We start from the raw sequence: 16,584 nt of genomic DNA, 5'->3' as shown, positions 1-16,584 counted from the left end.
GCAGTGGATAATAAATGCGCGACTTTCCCGGAAAAAACCAGCATAAAAAGCCCCGGTCAGGGGCATGTATACAGAGCGAGAGAGCTTAGCGGTTTGTGTCGCTGTTAATCCGGCGGTGACAGAGCCAGATCCAGCTGATACAGATGCTGTACGGCCAGCTGGGTCAGTCTTTCAGGCGTACACCAGTAGGCTTCATCATGTGAAAGGGTTTTGAAAATCCATTTTTCCATGACATGAAGACGTTCATCTGCCGGTAGCTTAATCAGGTTGTTGGCTCGCTTGCGTTCAGCCCCTTTCTTCCGGCGGTAAGTTAGGGCATCACGCCGCTTCTGACCTGACCAGCACTGTCGGGCCTTATGCGGGGTAATATCATCATGTTCGGTCATCGCACCTTCATGAATCAGCCGTTCACGCTCAGCGCTGAGACGAAGTTTCTTCTCCTGCTCTTTCAGCAGTTTGTCCATATTGACACCCAACATCTTAAAACCTGCGGGAGTGATATAGACATAAACAGGGAGCCAGGAACGTGATTCACGATCCCAGATACGTTCTTCTGCCAGACCCAGTACGCCAAAGCGCACTTGTTCTTCAATAAGGCGTGACAGGCGTGACACCGTCACCTCCGTTTCCCGTATGACGTTGCCTTTGGCGTCTTTTATGCTCAGTTCTTTCGCCAGGCGAGAAATACACATGCCGACTGTATGCTTGCCGGCATCACAGAAACTGACGAGCAGGGGCCAGAGGGCATCGATAAGGCGCTGACGTTCGGGACGGAAACCGTATTTTCGGCCTGCCTTCCGGCGACCAGTAACGTAAAGAGGATGGCGCGAGACGTGACTACGCAGCCTGGACTGCCCAGTCGTCCTGTCAAACATCACGAGCCGGTTGTAGGCATGGCCCAGTTCCCCGGAAAGCTTTTTATAATGCGCCGGGCGATACCACACCGGAAATTCACATTTGGCACGAGTTGAATGGTCACCGCGCGTACGGCGGGTCCGTTTTTTGGCTGGTACGATGAGAAAATCATCCTGAGTTCCAGCATCGACTTCCTGCCAGAACCGGGTCAACTCATCGGCCGGAAGTTCAGACCAGTGAACAGGTTTTTGATTATCATTCACGGCGGCCTGTTCTTATGGCGGCCGGGTGTTGTTTTCTATGGTGCATGCGTTATAATCCTTCACAGGCATCGCGCCTGCTTTTGGACCCCCTGATATCTGACGATTCCGCCAAGTTTCAGACAGATTTCGGGGGGTTTGTGCATTCAGGCTCCGGAAAACCCCGTCACCTGCTCCTGAACGTTTTAACGGACACGTCCTGTCTCTGATTGTTTACGGAAGTCCGCATTTCTTCCGTAAAACCATCTTCTGCCACCCGCCTGCCTCACCACAAAGCAGTCAAACCGTCAGTTTGAGTTAGGTCACAAAAGTAATCTGAATCAACAATCTGTCCCACCACAAGACGATCAATGACGATTCGAATACTACCTTCTTGTCAGCAATTTTTCCAGATGTTAGACCAGATAACCGTCCATTGTTTGCATGCTCATTGTCCTTAGGTGCTTTTAGCAAGTAGCACGTTTCATGGCATCAAGTCTCTAGGTCTGCTCAAATGATATGCATGACAGCAGAAAAGATGATGATAGTTACGAGTTGTCATAGTAGCATCCTTGCATTGTTTACTATGGCCCGCTGCGCATTGTCTGATTTAAGGCTTGCGGGCAGTATTTGGGGATAGAGATTTTATAATAATGGCAAATTAATAGCCATCCGATCTCCAGCTATCATCCCATTCAAAAGAAGAGTTGAAGTAGTCATCATCTGATCGTTCGTAATTATATATTAGTTCATTCAAATGACGGCGTTCTTTCTCAGGTCTAAATTTAACCATTTCACGTAATGTAATCAATGCAGGCTTTATGTTGGAATATCTTAAAGTAAACTCTTCCAATAAAATTGAGAATTCACAGCATTGCGCATAAAGACACAAGGAACCGCGCCACCAATCATTTTTTAGATAATGAATGATTTCTATTGACCGATTCTGCATTAATTCTAATGATGCTAAGTGTTCCTGATAACGCAGATGACCGAAAGAAAATGTTTCAGATATTGGATCGAAAATGAGAATGTTACAAGGGTCTATTAGCTCAGTAACTGCTAATGAGCAAGTAGAGTCCTCATAATTAAAACTAGGGTCATTAATCAAAAAAGTAATAAGTTCCTGCTTAGTTGCTGCTCTTAAAGTCTTTGAGTGCATAGCAAAAGCAATCTTATGGGATGCCTTAATTAAAATACTTTGCGATAATTTTGTGCGTTTAATATCTTTAAACGTGTCATAAGAGCCGCATAATAACTCTAATCTTTTTGTGAAAATTTCACTTTCACTAGATGGTATATCTATTCCTTTTTCAGCTAAATCACAAAGCAATGTTGCTAATAATGGCGTTCTGACTATGTCCGATATTTTTTTCGCCTTAATGTTTTCAATTATAACTTCACTTAATGCAGGGTTTTTATCTTTAAACCACGCCTGAATGAAACTGTATAACTGAGTTTCACTGAAAGGCATAAGTGTGATTCCTAAAAAATCAATTTCAGATAAATAACTAACACAGTCTCTACTCGAAATTAGCAGCTGAATATTGTCAAATTTCTTTTTGAAAAAGTTAATTGCCTCTATTATCCCAGGGAATTTTACATAAGCCTCATCTAAACCATCAAAAATAATTTTGTTTCTTTTTTTGTTTTGCAAATGAAGTTCAAGCTTTTCTATATTCTCCCGTATAGGCTCAAGTGACTTTGAGATCAAAATCATACTCATTAAAATGTCATAGTTTTTTGTTTTTGAATCAAAGTTCATATCAACTTTATTTAAGAAGCGATTTAAAGGTAGGTATATAACTCCTCTATTCCCTTCCAGCTCTAGTTTTCTTGCATACATTTGAAGTGTTGTTGTTTTTCCAGCCCCGGCGCTACCATAAACGGCTATGTCATGTTGACAATCGAAAAGTCTGAAAGGGGATGTCGAGAGACCATCTATAACTCCTATACTATCCATAACTACTTCTTTAGAAAATACTTTTTCACTATCCTCCATTTTGTTTACAAGTATATCAAGCACATTCAATGTAGTCTGCGTATCATTGAGAAATCGAAATATATCAACACTGTTATCACCGGAATTTATAGCTTTTATATCTACTTTATATTTCTCACATCTTTCATTCAACCATGAGTTAATTAGTTCGCTATTGAATGCATATTCAATCTTGGGTTCTTCTTTATACTCATCCCTCAATTTACGTAATTCTATACTTTGTAACTGCGAAGCTTTAGCCTTCTTAAAGCACTCAACTATTTTTGGCAATAGGCTTCTCGCATTCGCTTTTGCAAGATCATGAATTTTATTTGCGTTTATAAAGGTACCAAAATCCTCGATCACCTTCTCTTGAAAGCTTGCTTCTAGACAATTTTTCAAGTTAGTAACGCTCTGAATCATTATAACAAGGTTAGCGTTTTCTAACTTATGTCTTGTTATATTATTAATACTTGTTTCTAGTTCTGAAATCACTTCTCTTATAAAGGAGATATTGCCAGCCAACAACTGATTTGCTTGGTCTATACTACGCTTAATTTCCCTGTTCTCTTTTGATATAAAAACACTATATTCATTATTGTATTTTATTAGGATCGAAGAGGCATCTTGATTTAAAGGTTCAATAGTAGTTAAAAACTTTAAGGGAATGTACACTGTTCGTTCAAACAATTCCCATTTACCTCGGGTAACTTGAAACTTATCTGGCTTGATAGTAAATTTACTATTTAGTAGAACGTTACTATCTATCGTTCCCATGAAAAATGCTAGATCGCTATAACAATCAAGTTCATGTATTGAATCTTTTTGATTCAACGCAGACATCAGTTCTATATTACACAACTGACTAGAATCTTGTGTGCTGAATATATCATCTACTGACAGTAGTTTCTCAAGCAACGTTGGCTTATGTTTTTTTAATAATTGAATAACTAATGGGCCATCCAATATCTCAACTTTCTTCCGATCAATACTTAGCATCCCATGAATTTCATCAATTAAACGTATACTTATTTGATAAGGGCTTGCTAAATATACTTGATCAGGGATGACTTCTTCTCCATTATGCAACTTGATAGGATTTGTGAAACATTGTCTTAATTGAAATACAAGCTCTCCCAAGATTACTTTCTCTGATGTATTAGACTCTTCGCCAATTTTTTTCGATTGAATAGCGTAACTCATAGTTTTGTTTACTGGCACTTCAACAAATGCTATCAAATCTTTACCTGATTCATAAGGTCCACCGTAGAAGTCAACACGGTAAAAACCCATAGATTCAAAAAGAGGCTTTATAAGATATTTTGAGAAATCGTCTTCTTTCATTTTTTGCATAGCTTTCAGGTAAAGCTGCTGGCTAGTGTCTTCCATATTCAATTACTCTTAAATTTTCGAGGTGATCAATATTCCTTATACTAATCATAGAGTAAGCAAATGGTCTATCTGTTTATTTGAGATGTACTAGCAATCTCTATTATTTCTTTACTTATTAAAATGTACCTTTGAAAAAGTAGACTTTCTGCAGTAAGCTTCACGGGACCATTTCCCCCGATTTTTCACGCAGCGCGCCGGACGCTTTCCGGCGGACCGGAGCCTAACATGAGCCTGTTACCTGATGACGAGCAGGAACGTAATCTTCCGGCAGGAGCGATCCCGCTGGATGATGAATTTCTCCCGGCCGTGTCTGGGCGTGGTGCCCCGGTTAATCCGGCCCGGGCCTACCTCCTGTCCCTTAACTCGCCCCGCAGCCGGCAGACCATGGCCTCGTTCCTCGGGATCGTCGCCGGGATGCTCGGGGCCGTAAACGCGGACACCTGCAGCTGGGGTAGCCTGCGCCGGCATCATGTTATGGCCGTGACCGAACTGCTGCGTGACACCGGCCGAGCTACGGCAACCGTCAACACGTACCTGTCGGCGCTCAAGGGCGTGGCGAAGGAAGCCTGGATGCTCCGGCTGATGGACGTGGAGAGCTTCCAGCACATCCGGGCGGTGCGTAACCTACGGGGCAGCCGGCTGCCGTCCGGCCGGGCTCTGCCGCCGGAGGAGATCCGCGCCCTGTTTGCCGTTTGTGAGGCCGATCGCAGTTGCCTCGGGCCGCGGGATGCGGCGATGCTGGCGGTACTGCTCGGCTGCGGTCTGCGCCGTTCGGAGGCCGTGGGACTGGATCTCAGTGACGTTGTCACGCAGAGCCGGGCCCTGCGGGTGCTGGGAAAGGGAAACAAGGAGCGGCTGGCCTATGTTCCGGCCGGGGCTTGGCAGCGGCTGGAACTCTGGATCGATGAGGTTCGGGGGGAAACGCCGGGGCCGCTGTTCACGCGCATTCGCCGTTTCGGGGATGTGACCCTCAACCGGCTCACCGACCAGGCGGTGTACCATATCCTGCAGGTACGCCAGGACCAGGCGGGGATCGGCAAGTGTTCTCCGCATGATCTGCGGCGAACCTTTGCCACCGCGATGCTGGATAACGGGGAGGATCTAATCACAGTAAAGGATGCGATGGGTCATGCCAGTGTCACCACCACCCAGCAGTATGACCGCCGTGGGGAGCAGCGTCTTCAGGATGCCCGAGACAGAATCAATTTGTTCAAGTGAGTTTAAGCTATTTTGGAAACGTGATGCCAGATCACAACAGACTTATAGCCTCGGTAAAAGATTTGACGGCTACATCTGTTCCATACTGCTGCATGCTCGCAGTTGTGAAGCTAAACATTCCGGACCGAAACGAACAGAGTCATATTAATGATTTTGCAGGAAAATCAATCAGAATCTTTATCAGTGAATTTACAAACCCTGTAGCCCCTGTCGTCTGTACACTTGTCTTTTTACTTTGTTCTTAATCAAATAAATCGCAAACATGTTTGATGCAAATCACTATATGTAGCACTTAAAATGCATCCTGACCCAATAAGTAGTATGTGGTCAGGACCCAGGTCGGTGTTTTTGCCATAAGCACTCATCACGGAGCCGGGCCGATAAATTTGGTGGTAAGGCTTTGCTCAACAAACCTTTCCCTCGTCAAGTGATGATAGCGAAGGGTAACCACCTTTATACGGAGACGCGGTATGAACCGTCGTGACTGTGTATGCCTGTTTGTTCTTGCCCTGATTAGCCAGTTGGTCGTAGGGCAGGGAAGCTGGATGATCTATATTCATCAGATCAGCTTATCGATTCAGGTTCATTAAGTAAAACAAACAAAAAAACCACCTGCCAGGGTGGTTTTTTTGCGTTTTCAGCCCATTAAAAGGTGAAAACTGGTAAGGCTTTGCTCAGCCAGAATTATGCCCTTGGGGCCGGGAGCGAGGCAACCTTTTAATTGTATTGTACAATACAAAACCATGATCTCGGGCAATACAGTCTTCCCATAACGAAATTAACTTATTGAATAAATTGAGATAATACGTTTTTGTAAATATCTAAAGCCTTCAGTTCATTATGTAATATCTGCCATTCTCTGGCAAATTCTACTTGCTCTCACCCGCAAGTTCTTAGCGTTCTCTTACTGGTGCCGTAACAAGTTTCCAGCTCATGGCGATACGGACGCTTTATTAATGGCGGCTTCCAGCCTTTCTGCGGGAACCGCGCCAGGGATCACCGTGATATTTTTCGGTGTGGCACCCGTTACTGGCATGATAATGATGCCCGGGGTGCCGGTCAGACTCAGTGCTTTGGCCAGTGCGTCATTTTTCTCAAGCGCTGATGTAAAACTCTCTTTGCCGGAGTCACGCCAGCCGGCTTTAGCAGCGGCCAGATCGATGTCCTCTTTTGTCAGGTTGCCTTCATTTTTTCCGGTAGCATAAATCGCGTTGTGATACGTGACATACGCCTCTGCCCCTTTCTGTTTCCAGACTGACAGTCCGCGTTCGGCGGCCGCCCGTGAGTTTTCCCAGCGATCGGCAAAAATTGGCCACTCCTTAAAGATGTAGCGCACGTCCGGATGCGTCTTCATCATCTTCTCAAGTTCCGGTGCCACCGAGCTACAGTGAACGCATTGATAATCGAAGAACTCGATGACGGCCACGCTTGCGTTTTCCGGCCCGAAGGCCGGCGTATCCGTGTCGTTCAGCAGGGCCACCTGGTTATCCATGACCCTGACGGCAAACTGCAGCTGCTGTCGCGCCTCCTGCTGCGCCTGCAGCTTCTGGCTGACAGCGACCAGGACCTCCGGGTGTGACACCAGGTATTCCGCGGCAATTTCCCCGATCCTGGCTTCCTGCGCCGGGGTAAATACTGGCTGTGGGGCTGAGGCCTGCGCAACCGAATTAAAGCAAATGTATGTTGTAACTATAAATGACGTTAAGGTATTCAGTTTCATGCTGTGCTCTCTTGAATGTTCGGATTAACGTTCTTTCTGAATGGTGCGCGTGAGGGTCTGCTCTTCGATTTCCGGCATACGGCCACGCCCGCTGTCAGCGGCCTGGCGCACCATATCCTGCTCAACCCGGGCCAGATCCGTAACGACGCGGGAGGCCCGGCTCTCTTCACCGGCAGATTTATCCGGTACCGCGATGTCCTTACGCACACTGTCTGCCAGTTGCAGTTCGCGCCCGTCTGCCTGATCACGCTTACGCACACTGGCCAGAACATTGTTGTCGGGTATCAGCTGTGCCGGTTTTTCCGGATTCAGTTCTTCCGGGCGCAGTTTCACGGCCTCTTCTGCCGGCAGTACAATGGCGCGGACGTCGCTCTGCTGCTGACGCACAGCGTCCTGTTCGCGGGCCTGCTCTGCCAGCTTCAGTTCGCTCTGACGCTGGAGTTCATCCTGAGCGGTCAGGGTACTCAGGTTCAGCCGCAGTCCTTCATCCTCACGTACTCCCCCACTGACCTTCATCAGGTTTGCTGAAGGCGGCTCCTGCCCGGTCTGCCACACCACTCCATCCTTCGGATGCGTTCTGACGGCATCCAGCGCAGCCGCCAGATCGTTTACCACGACCGTATTACCGGACTGGCTTCGCTGCAGGACCGCGCCGCGTGCCCGCTCCGTCATCACCATGCGTACGTCGCCCTGCGTCAGCCTGCCCTCCGGGCTGGATACCAGAGAGACCAGCGCCAGGCCCGCGCTTTTGCCGTTGTTGTCATACACAGGTAACGCCAGCGCCGGCTCCGGAAAACGACGGGTTGCCGGTATAACCTTCGCCGTCAGTGAGGCCTCGCCCATTTCCTGATGTCTCACCCAGGCACGACCAATCGCGGTTTTCGTAACGGGCTGCCCCATTGCCCAGATGGCTTTTGCCTGCTGGCGCTGCGTTTCCGGGGCCAGCGCATCGTGCGCTGTTTTGATATCCCGTTCCGGCGCTGCGACTGCTTTTGTCCAGTCAGCCTTGCCGTCGGTGTAAATCTGCACATGCTCCTTTGCACGCGAGGCGGAGATGTAGAAGGCCCGCTTGCTGGCCAGCATTTTGCGGCCCCCCTCGGTACCCTCAAGCGAAATGACGTAGTCTGTGCTCGCGCCCTGCGCTCCGTATCCGGTCACGGCCCAGGCATAGTCAATGTGCTGCTGCGCCCGGACATTGCCAGGATTGATGGTAACTGTTCCCCTCTCGTCCCTGAGCCGGATATCGCCCGTCTGGCTGACCGCATCCACCGTAAAACGCTGATTACCCGTCTGGCCATGTTCGCGGTCCGTGAGCGTGAAGCGCAGCTGGTCGCCTGAGCGCACCTCTATCTGACTGCGCCGGAAAAGCTGCACGTCGCCAGTGATAAGCTCTTTTGGCGAATACAGGCCAATTTTTCCTTCCTCGTCCCGCACCGTGACCGTGTTGCCGTTGCGGTCAACGGCCAGCACGTCCTGGTAGCGATCGCCGCGTTTCACCACCAGGTTCGCATCCCAGGCGGCGGTTTTGTTGAACTCATGGCGGGTGTGCGAAATTTTATCGAGTACCGGTACCATGACGGCTTCCCTGCCCAGCTCCCCGCGTTTAACCAGCTGGTCATGAATACCGGCATTGACGGCATTACGGTCGGCGTTCAGCTGGGTAATGATGAGCGTGCGCGCCCGGGCATCCGGCGTGCGGCCTGTCCAGTCGCTGACGATGTCGTTTACCGGACTACCCGTCTCCTCGAATGCGCTTTGTGGCACACTGGCACCGGCTTCGCGGGCGATACGGTCAGCCGGCTGGGCTTCAATACGCTTCAGGGCGGCGCCGATGCGGTTGTCGATAATGTCGTGCACCGCACCGCGCAGCTGCACGTCTTTCTGGCGGACAATTTCCTTCATGATGGCCACGTCCATCGGACTGCGCTCCTGCATCAGCTTAAACGGTGCCCCGGAATCAACAGCCTCAAACTGGTCTGTATCCCCCATCGAGACCGCGCGACCGCCGCCAGCTGCAATGGCCTGAAACAGCGCGGCGGTGTCCTGGTTCCCGGCCATCGAGGACTCATCGATCAGGAACACCTGGCCCTGGTAGTCCGGCTTTTCGCCCGCGGCCTTCGCCTGGTCGTGCTCCACAATAAAGGATTTGATGGTCTGAGCGCGTACGCCAACGTCGCTCATTTCCTTTACGGCCTGGTGCGTCGGCGCAAGGCCGGTCAGCTGTGGTCTCGCATCTGCCGGCAGCGTATCGAGTGCGGCAACCACGGCCTTAATCTGCGTGGTTTTTCCCACCCCAGCATAGCCCTGGATACCTGTGAACTGGTCGGTACTACCGAGAACCAGCTTTGTCGACTGCTTCTGTCCGCTGGTCAGTCCATTCAGCACCGCCTGCGGGACGTTATCGAGCAGCGGCTGCTGCGTGTTTTTGCCCGCCTCCACCGTGCGCAGAATGGCTTTTTCCATCTCCCAGGTGGACCGGGCTATCAGCTGAGGCTCACCCCGCACGGACACCCGCAGCAGCTCCCCGCCCTTCACCATTCCTGCGATTTCATTGCCCACGGCAACAAGATCAGGATGATATTCACTGGCCGCCTCCGCCAGCTTCAGTTCGCTGAAGACCACATTGCGCTGGTCATTCACCGCACGCCAGACCGCCAGACCGGCATCGGTGCGTACGGCATCATGCAGGCTTCCCACCGCCTCGCTGACATCCTCTCTGCCGCTGAGGCTGCGGACAAGCTGTACGGGTGAGGCGTTTGTTTTCATGCGCTGCAGACGGGCTTCAGCCCGGTCCTGCACTTCTGCAGTGAACACCTCCGCTCGATGGCCACTTTGTGCCAGCGAGTTCATGGTCTGGGTGGAAATATCACGGGTGTTCAGCGCCGCCAGTACCACACCCGTGTCGTTATCCCGTCCGCCCGGGGCGCTGACATAAGCGTGCGTCACATACAGCGGCTGGTCTTTCGGCAGCGTCAGGGTATCTTCTCCGCGCTTCACCTCAATACCCTTATCGGTAATGGCGGTTACCTCCAGGCGATCTTTTGCCTTCAGGCTGTGTTCGCGATCACCCGCCACAGCCAGCAGTTTTTCACCGGTGGCCACATTCAGGGTTTCACTGCTGAACAGCCGCCAGTCGGCGCTGACCTCCCCGATTTTCATCCGGGTCAGCACCCCGTCGCCATCGATAAGGGACAGGACGCGCGTATCTTCATGCACCCGGTCAATCACGTAGGATTTGCGCGTTCTTGCATCCCGGCGATCCTCAAGGACCATGCCAGGCCTGTACGAGCCGGGCATACGGCGGGTTTTATTGTCGAGCCAGACCGGTTGCCGGGCTTCAATCTCCGCTCCGTCACGTCCCAGCTGGCCGGCATTCTGTAGTGCGTCGCGTACGAGGCCGGTCAGCTGCGCCTGCTCCCGTTTACCGACCACCACCGCGGTGACGTTTTCACTGCCCCCACTCAGCTCCGCAAAGCGGTTGGCCAGCGCTTCATAGCGGTCGCGCTTGTTGGCAATACTGATCACTTCTGCTTCCAGCCCTGGTGCAGGTTCAGTGCGGCGGGATCGGGCCACGCCTGCTGACTCCAGCACCGACATGGCATTGCCGTTCGCCTGGCGTCCGGCGCTGTCGAGAAAGACCAGCTGCGCATCCTGCGCGCGTGCCTCACCCAGCAGGACCAGCGTCTCCTTGAGACCCAGACGCTCGGCCCCCTCAATAATCAGCGTGCTCTGGGGTTTGAGGTGAAAATCACCGCTCAGAATATGCTGCCGACTGAGCAGCCGGTCACGCAGCGTGTCAGACCTGGCCAGCGAGATGGCGCGCTCGGCAGAGCTGGCCAGCACCTGAACGTCGCGACCGTTTGCAGCAGAAATATCGGTCAGCTGCACGGTCAGGTCGCGGATCCCGGCCACGCCTGAAGGGGCATTCATCAGGACCAGGGGATCCGTCTCCGCCACCGCCAGTGCAGGCGGCGCATACTGTGCCGGCCGGGTAAAGCTGACAACTTTAGTGGATTTGAGGTGTTCCTGGCTCAGGGCCTGAATGGAGAGTTCATCCAGAAGGTGAATGCGGGAGGTGAAGACCCCCTTTTCGCTGTCCAGGGGCACAATCATGCCGTCCTTCAGGGCTGCATCGATGGCCACACGGATATCCTTGATCTCCGGCAGCTGTTCGCTCAGTTCAGCGGTGGTCAGCATCAGCTCACCGAAGGTAAACCGGGTTCTGGCGTCACTTAACTGCGAGATGGCCAGTCGTACCGACTCCGCAAGTTCAGGCTGAGGTATGTCTGCATGGAGATCCCGCGCCGGGGAGGCCGCGCTGGGTACCAGAGTTTTTTCAGGTTCCGTCAGGGACGGCTGACGCAGGGTGTCAGCCGGGTGTGATCCAGGCTGGCGTGCCGTGTCGTCCCGCTCCGCCGGCACCTCCGGTGATTCCGGGCTTTTTCCCGTTTTTTCTTCCGGTGCGGAACGCGTCACCGCCCCGGGTTCTGCACGGCTGGCAGGAACCGGTGTGGCCCGGTCTGGCTGCGGGGGCGCATCGCGAAGCCCGGACTCACGCGGGACCACGCTCTCCTGATACGCTTTCAGATCGAACCCTTTTTCCTTCATCTGGCCGAGCCAGCGCTCCATCAGACGCAGGCGGGACGGGTCGACTTTCGCCTGGCGGGTATCCTTCGCGGCCACGTCGCGACTGCGCAGCGTGGCCTCTGCCCCGATAGCCCCCTCGATTTCCCGGCCCCGGGAGGAAAACTCCTCCCGCACCGCCTCCGGTACGCCTTTAATCTCCCACATGCCGTGCTTGCCTACTTCCTCCACCTCGTGGCCAAGGGCCTCCACGCGCTGGCGCAGGGCACCCCGGTAGATTTTGCCGAGCGTGACCTGCATCTTCATGACCGTTTCGATAAAACCGGCGTTGTGAATGTAGTCCGTGGCCAGCGCCTTCCATTTACCGTCATGCTCAGTCATGTTGGCGATGAGAAGGTGAGTGTGCAGCTGCGGATCGAGATTGCGCGAGGTGTCGTGGGTAAAGGCAGCCGCCACCATTTTGCCGGTATGCACAATGGAAGTGATACCGTCCTTTGTGGCTCGCGCGGAGATAAGCTTTTCCACATAGCCTGCCGCCACCTGCACGGCATGGTTATGCGCCTCCACCATCTCCTTGTCTCCGCCAATCAGGCCCAGAATCGAGACGCTTTTGGGTGCCGAAAACGTCAGGTCATGGCCGGGACGGTGCACATGGTTGCCATTAATTTCCCTGCCCAGGCGCGAACCGTCCGGCAGACGGCCTTCGAGCACAGCTGTCAGATCACCGCCCCGGACATTGCCCTCGAGGCCCAGCTCTTTTGCGCCTTCACCCAGCCAGAGACTCTGTAGATTGCCCAGAAAATAGTAGTTATCGGAATTGCTGTAGTAGCCGGCGGCCGAGCCTGCCGACGCCACGGGGGCGACTGACATCATAGTTCAGGTTCCCTGTCGTAATAGTGTTGATCGTTCTCGTCGTAACCCGGGTCTCCCGCGTCACGGTGCAGTAAAATGTTCTCTTCTTCCTGCGCCAGACGACGGTTGGTCCGGTGTGCTTCGTCCGGATTTGCCGGTGTGACGGGCTTACCGGCTGTCGTCACGCTCAGGCCACCGTCGGGCAACGCGGTCACCTTCATCTCAAGATTCATCGATTCGCCACCGTTGTTGTCCCCGGTCCCGGAGTTACTTTCTGACGGTGCCGGACGCTGACGCGCTTTTTGCAGAATGCTGAGTACGGAGGTGGCCGGCTGCTCTGAAGCAGTAGTGAGGTTGCGAAGGCGCTGCACTGCAGCAGGTAACGTCGCCTGCTCTGCAGGTGTTTCAGCAACTTCGGGTTCTGAGGACATGGACGGCGCAGATTCATCAGTCACGGGGGCTTCCGGAGCCGTACCGGCAGAAGAGTTCCGCCCGTGAAGAAGGGAAATAACGTTACTTTCCCCGGACGAGGTGACAGGTGCTGTCACCACTCTGTGGTTGTCAGGCTCAGATTCTTCGATGGTTTGCACTTCGGAAATGACGGGCACCGTCACCGGTCGCAGGTTGCGTATAACCGGCCTTGCACGGGCGGGTTTCTTCCCTGCCGCAGGTTCAGTGACCGGTTTTTCCTCGCGCGGTGTTAACTCTGCAGGCGCGCCGGCAGACGATACCGGGGCAGCACTGCCGGCAGCCGGAGTGGTCCCAGTCCCCTTCTCCAGTACTTCATCCCCGGTCGGGAACGTCAGCCCCGCCGCCGTTGCCGCCCGTTCATTCTCCTGAATGACCTTCTCCAGCTCCGGACTCAGCGCGTCGCGAATATTGCGCTCCATCAGCCCTGCGTGGCGTTTTTTCAGGGCGCGGTACTTCAGCTTCAGGCGGACAACCGGATACTCGCCAGGAAGACGGACGTAAAAGCTGAGGTTCGGCAGGCGCATGATCTGCTCGTAGTCAACCACGGGGTCGTTCACCTCGTCCTTACCGAGCGACACACCGTCACGCACCTGGTCCAGACCATAGCTGTTCTGCTCGCGGATCTTCCGCCTGCGCTGGTTGCCCAGCTCCTCTTCAACCACTTTGGCCATCTCCGCACTCGGGGAACGCCCGTACATACGGGTGTTCATCAGGTCAAAGATGCTTTTGGCCAGCTCGCGACCGTAGACATGAACCAGCTGCGCCATGTTCTGCATGCCCAGCACGAAGCAGCCGCCGAACTTACGCGCCTCCGCCAGCGTCTCGGCCAGCTCAGGAATACGCTGCAGGCTCGGCGCCTCGTCGATAATGAACCACACGCGGCGATCGCTGTTTTCTCCCATGCTCTGCAGCATCAGCGTGGCCAGTGATACCCACAGCGAGATCAGCGGCCGCACGCTTTTGCGATGGCGGGCCTGGGTGGAAATAAAGAGCCAGCTGCTGTCATAGCGCTCCTGCGTCATCCATTCCCGGATGGTGAACGGAGGTTTAGTCCCGTCGTCCAGCCCCTGCAGGTAGCGAAGGGCTTTGGCGTAGTTGGTCACCACTGAGCGAATGGAGATGGCCGTTTTCTCAATTTTCTCCTCGACCAGGTTGGCCGACGGAGTGTTGGCCAGATAGTCACGGAGGCTTTTCATGCTGAGTGACAGCAGGGTTTTGAGGAATTTTTCAATACTGCGCTGGGGATCGGCTGACATACGGATCGCCAGGTCAGCAAAGATGGTACGCGAGCTGGAGACCCAGAACGGGTCCGACTCACCTTCCACCGGGATGAGGCTGGCGGCCAGGTTGTCGTAGTCGACGGCATCAACACACTCGCCCCACATGTGCCAGTTGGCACAACGCTCGTCATGGGCATTCAGAATGAAATCGGTGGCCGGGTTGTAATGGGTTTCAGTGAAGGTACAGCCGGAATCGTAGATGATGGCCCGGTCACCGCGTTTGCGAATGTAATCAAGAAGCCAGCGAATGAGGGTCGATTTACCCACCCCGATGGTGCCGTGCATCAGAAAGTTCAGCACCTCCGCCATCCTGACCATGTGCAGGTCGCCCACACGCAGATCGGACAGCTCACCATTTTTACGCAGCAGGGTGTTCACCTCTGCCGGCTTGTCGGTCAGCTGCATGCCGGAAATGTATTCGTCCTCGCTCTCCTTACGACCGATATCCGCGATAAACCAGGTCACCGCCACGAACACCACCATGCTGAAGATGCCACTGGCCCCGGCTGCCCACTCCAGCTCCCGCAGGCACTGGTCGCCCATCGCCTGCATATATGGATCGCTGTAAATCTGCGGCAGGGTCATGTTAAGCACCATTGCCGTTGCGGTCGGGGCATACCAGTAGTGAACGTCGTAGATTGTTGGCGTGCCCGTTGCCGGCATCAGATCGATAAAACTGCTGTTCATCCAGGCGAACCACCACAGCGAGCCGTTATTGAGGGTTTCCTGGGGGATACGCCAGAAAAAAATGGCGGAGGTAAGCGCGGCAAACAGAATGAAAATCCAGAAACCGATCCAGTTATTCACCTGAAGGAACATGCGCCAGCGGTAGGCAGTCATCTGCCCGCCCTGGGTGAGATTTTTACCAGCGAAGCTCATAGAAATTGTCCGGCAGTCATCGCATCGCCTGAACGGCAATGTGACAGAGTGGAAGAGGAAGAAAGCGATCCCAACGCTCGCCGCAGACATGGCTGCGCCTGACGCAGCTATGTGAGGAAGCGGAATATCACGGGAAGAAAAGAAAGCACTGACGCACCTGACCCTTAACGGGGAGCCAGGCTAAAGAGAGCGGGCCGTGGCAGGTGCCACAGCCGTCAGGTATTACATAATGCCCACGATGGACCTGGCAAGCTGCGCTTCCAGTACGGGTTTAGCCTCTTCAAATTTGATGTTCACCTTATTCGCATTCGAGACCACGCGGGTCTGGTATTTGGCACGGTTTCCCTGTTCGGTACTGGTCTGCACTTTAACAGCAGAACTTCCCTGCTTCAGGGCCGCCACGCTGTCAGTGGTGACGGTTGCCTTGCTGCGCTCGGAAATCTGCAGATCGGTCACCATCGTGTAGTTGACGTCTTCCACCATCGCATCTGCAGCCATACCAATCAGGCCACTGGCCAGCCCCACACCCAGGGTCGCCCCGGCTGAGGTCGAGTTATAGGCGGTGATACCCGCTCCCAGAGCGGCTCCCATTGCGGCACCTTCATAACCGGTTTTCAGGAAGCCCTGAGATTCACGCAGATCCATTTTCTCGGCTTTCAGCACGTTGGCCTGGATCCAGTAGTAGGCGCTGTCCGGTGAGCTGGAAACCCGGTAGCCTTTTGCGGCCAGTTCGCTGGTAATCTGCGCCTGCAGGCCTGACATGTCCTTATCGGAAGTATTACGGATCTGCAGATAAACGGTCTTCTCGGATGACGGCTCCAGCCAGATGGTTTCACTCATCTGGGTTTTGACATCGAGATTACGTTTCTTCACGGCGGTGGACATAGCACCGCAACCAGAAAGCGCCAGAGTTGAAGCGACCAGGCCTACTACGGCTAATTGTTTTAATTTCATGAATTCATCCTGTGTATAGTAAAACATCCCGGTTAGTGCTTTCGCACTAACCGGGATGTTATCGGCTGATTTGTAAGGAAATTTACACTTGACGGATTAAAAAACCCGCGCTCAGTAGGATGAGGGCGGGTTTTTATTTACTGAATGGATGCAGATTTA

The 16,584-nt window shown here is 53.1% G+C and carries 7 protein-coding genes; 1 reads left to right on the top strand and 6 read right to left on the bottom strand.

Going from position 1 to position 16,584, the window contains the following annotated elements; all coding sequences use genetic code 11:
* Positions 1-104 precede the first annotated feature (104 nt).
* The gene (gene repA, locus M8318_RS03320; protein WP_148569857.1) at positions 105-1,118 is read right to left on the bottom strand and encodes a plasmid replication initiator RepA; all 1,014 of its coding nucleotides are present in this window, start codon (positions 1,116-1,118) and stop codon (positions 105-107) included.
* Positions 1,119-1,755: 637 nt separating this feature from the next.
* Positions 1,756-4,464, bottom strand: a complete 2,709-nt coding sequence (locus M8318_RS03315; protein ID WP_148569856.1) for an NACHT domain-containing protein — start codon at positions 4,462-4,464, stop codon at positions 1,756-1,758.
* A gap of 228 nt (positions 4,465-4,692) precedes the next feature.
* Here M8318_RS03315 and M8318_RS03310 point away from each other — a divergent pair, with 228 nt between their 5' ends.
* Positions 4,693-5,685, top strand: a complete 993-nt coding sequence (locus M8318_RS03310; RefSeq protein WP_148569855.1) for a tyrosine-type recombinase/integrase — start codon at positions 4,693-4,695, stop codon at positions 5,683-5,685.
* 931 nt (positions 5,686-6,616) lie between these two features.
* Here M8318_RS03310 and M8318_RS03305 read toward each other — a convergent pair.
* The 4 genes from M8318_RS03305 to traT all read right to left on the bottom strand — a co-directional run bounded on the left by M8318_RS03305 (position 6,617) and on the right by traT (position 16,425).
* Complete coding sequence (locus M8318_RS03305) at positions 6,617-7,405, bottom strand: DsbA family protein (protein ID WP_262660948.1); 789 nt, start codon at positions 7,403-7,405, stop codon at positions 6,617-6,619.
* Positions 7,406-7,429: 24 nt separating this feature from the next.
* Positions 7,430-12,862 carry a conjugative transfer relaxase/helicase TraI gene (gene traI, locus M8318_RS03300; protein ID WP_148569938.1) on the bottom strand — a complete coding sequence of 1,811 codons (5,433 nt, stop codon included), beginning with the start codon at positions 12,860-12,862 and terminating at the stop codon, positions 7,430-7,432.
* Positions 12,859-15,471 carry a type IV conjugative transfer system coupling protein TraD gene (traD, locus tag M8318_RS03295; RefSeq protein ID WP_148569937.1) on the bottom strand — a complete coding sequence of 871 codons (2,613 nt, stop codon included), beginning with the start codon at positions 15,469-15,471 and terminating at the stop codon, positions 12,859-12,861. Before traD ends, traI begins: the two co-directional genes overlap by 4 nt.
* Positions 15,472-15,693: 222 nt before the next feature.
* On the bottom strand, positions 15,694-16,425 hold the full coding sequence (traT, locus tag M8318_RS03290) for a conjugal transfer complement resistance protein TraT (protein ID WP_148569936.1): 732 nt from the start codon (positions 16,423-16,425) through the stop codon (positions 15,694-15,696).
* Positions 16,426-16,584: the final 159 nt, after the last annotated feature.

The sequence above is a fragment of the Leclercia tamurae genome, from assembly GCF_025566055.1.
Lineage (GTDB): Bacteria > Pseudomonadota > Gammaproteobacteria > Enterobacterales > Enterobacteriaceae > Enterobacter > Enterobacter tamurae.
Note: the sequence above shows the minus strand (reverse complement) of the source record. Positions and strands in the feature narration are given on the sequence as shown.

Excerpts from the sequence above, each read along its gene's own strand:
- M8318_RS03315 (WP_148569856.1), bottom strand. The coding sequence starts at position 4,464 with ATGGAAGACACTAGCCAGCAGCTTTACCTGAAAGCTATGCAAAAAATG.
- M8318_RS03310 (WP_148569855.1), top strand. The coding sequence starts at position 4,693 with ATGAGCCTGTTACCTGATGACGAGCAGGAACGTAATCTTCCGGCAGGA.
- M8318_RS03305 (WP_262660948.1), bottom strand. The coding sequence starts at position 7,405 with ATGAAACTGAATACCTTAACGTCATTTATAGTTACAACATACATTTGC.
- traI (WP_148569938.1), bottom strand. The coding sequence starts at position 12,862 with ATGATGTCAGTCGCCCCCGTGGCGTCGGCAGGCTCGGCCGCCGGCTAC.
- traD (WP_148569937.1), bottom strand. The coding sequence starts at position 15,471 with ATGAGCTTCGCTGGTAAAAATCTCACCCAGGGCGGGCAGATGACTGCC.
- traT (WP_148569936.1), bottom strand. The coding sequence starts at position 16,425 with ATGAAATTAAAACAATTAGCCGTAGTAGGCCTGGTCGCTTCAACTCTG.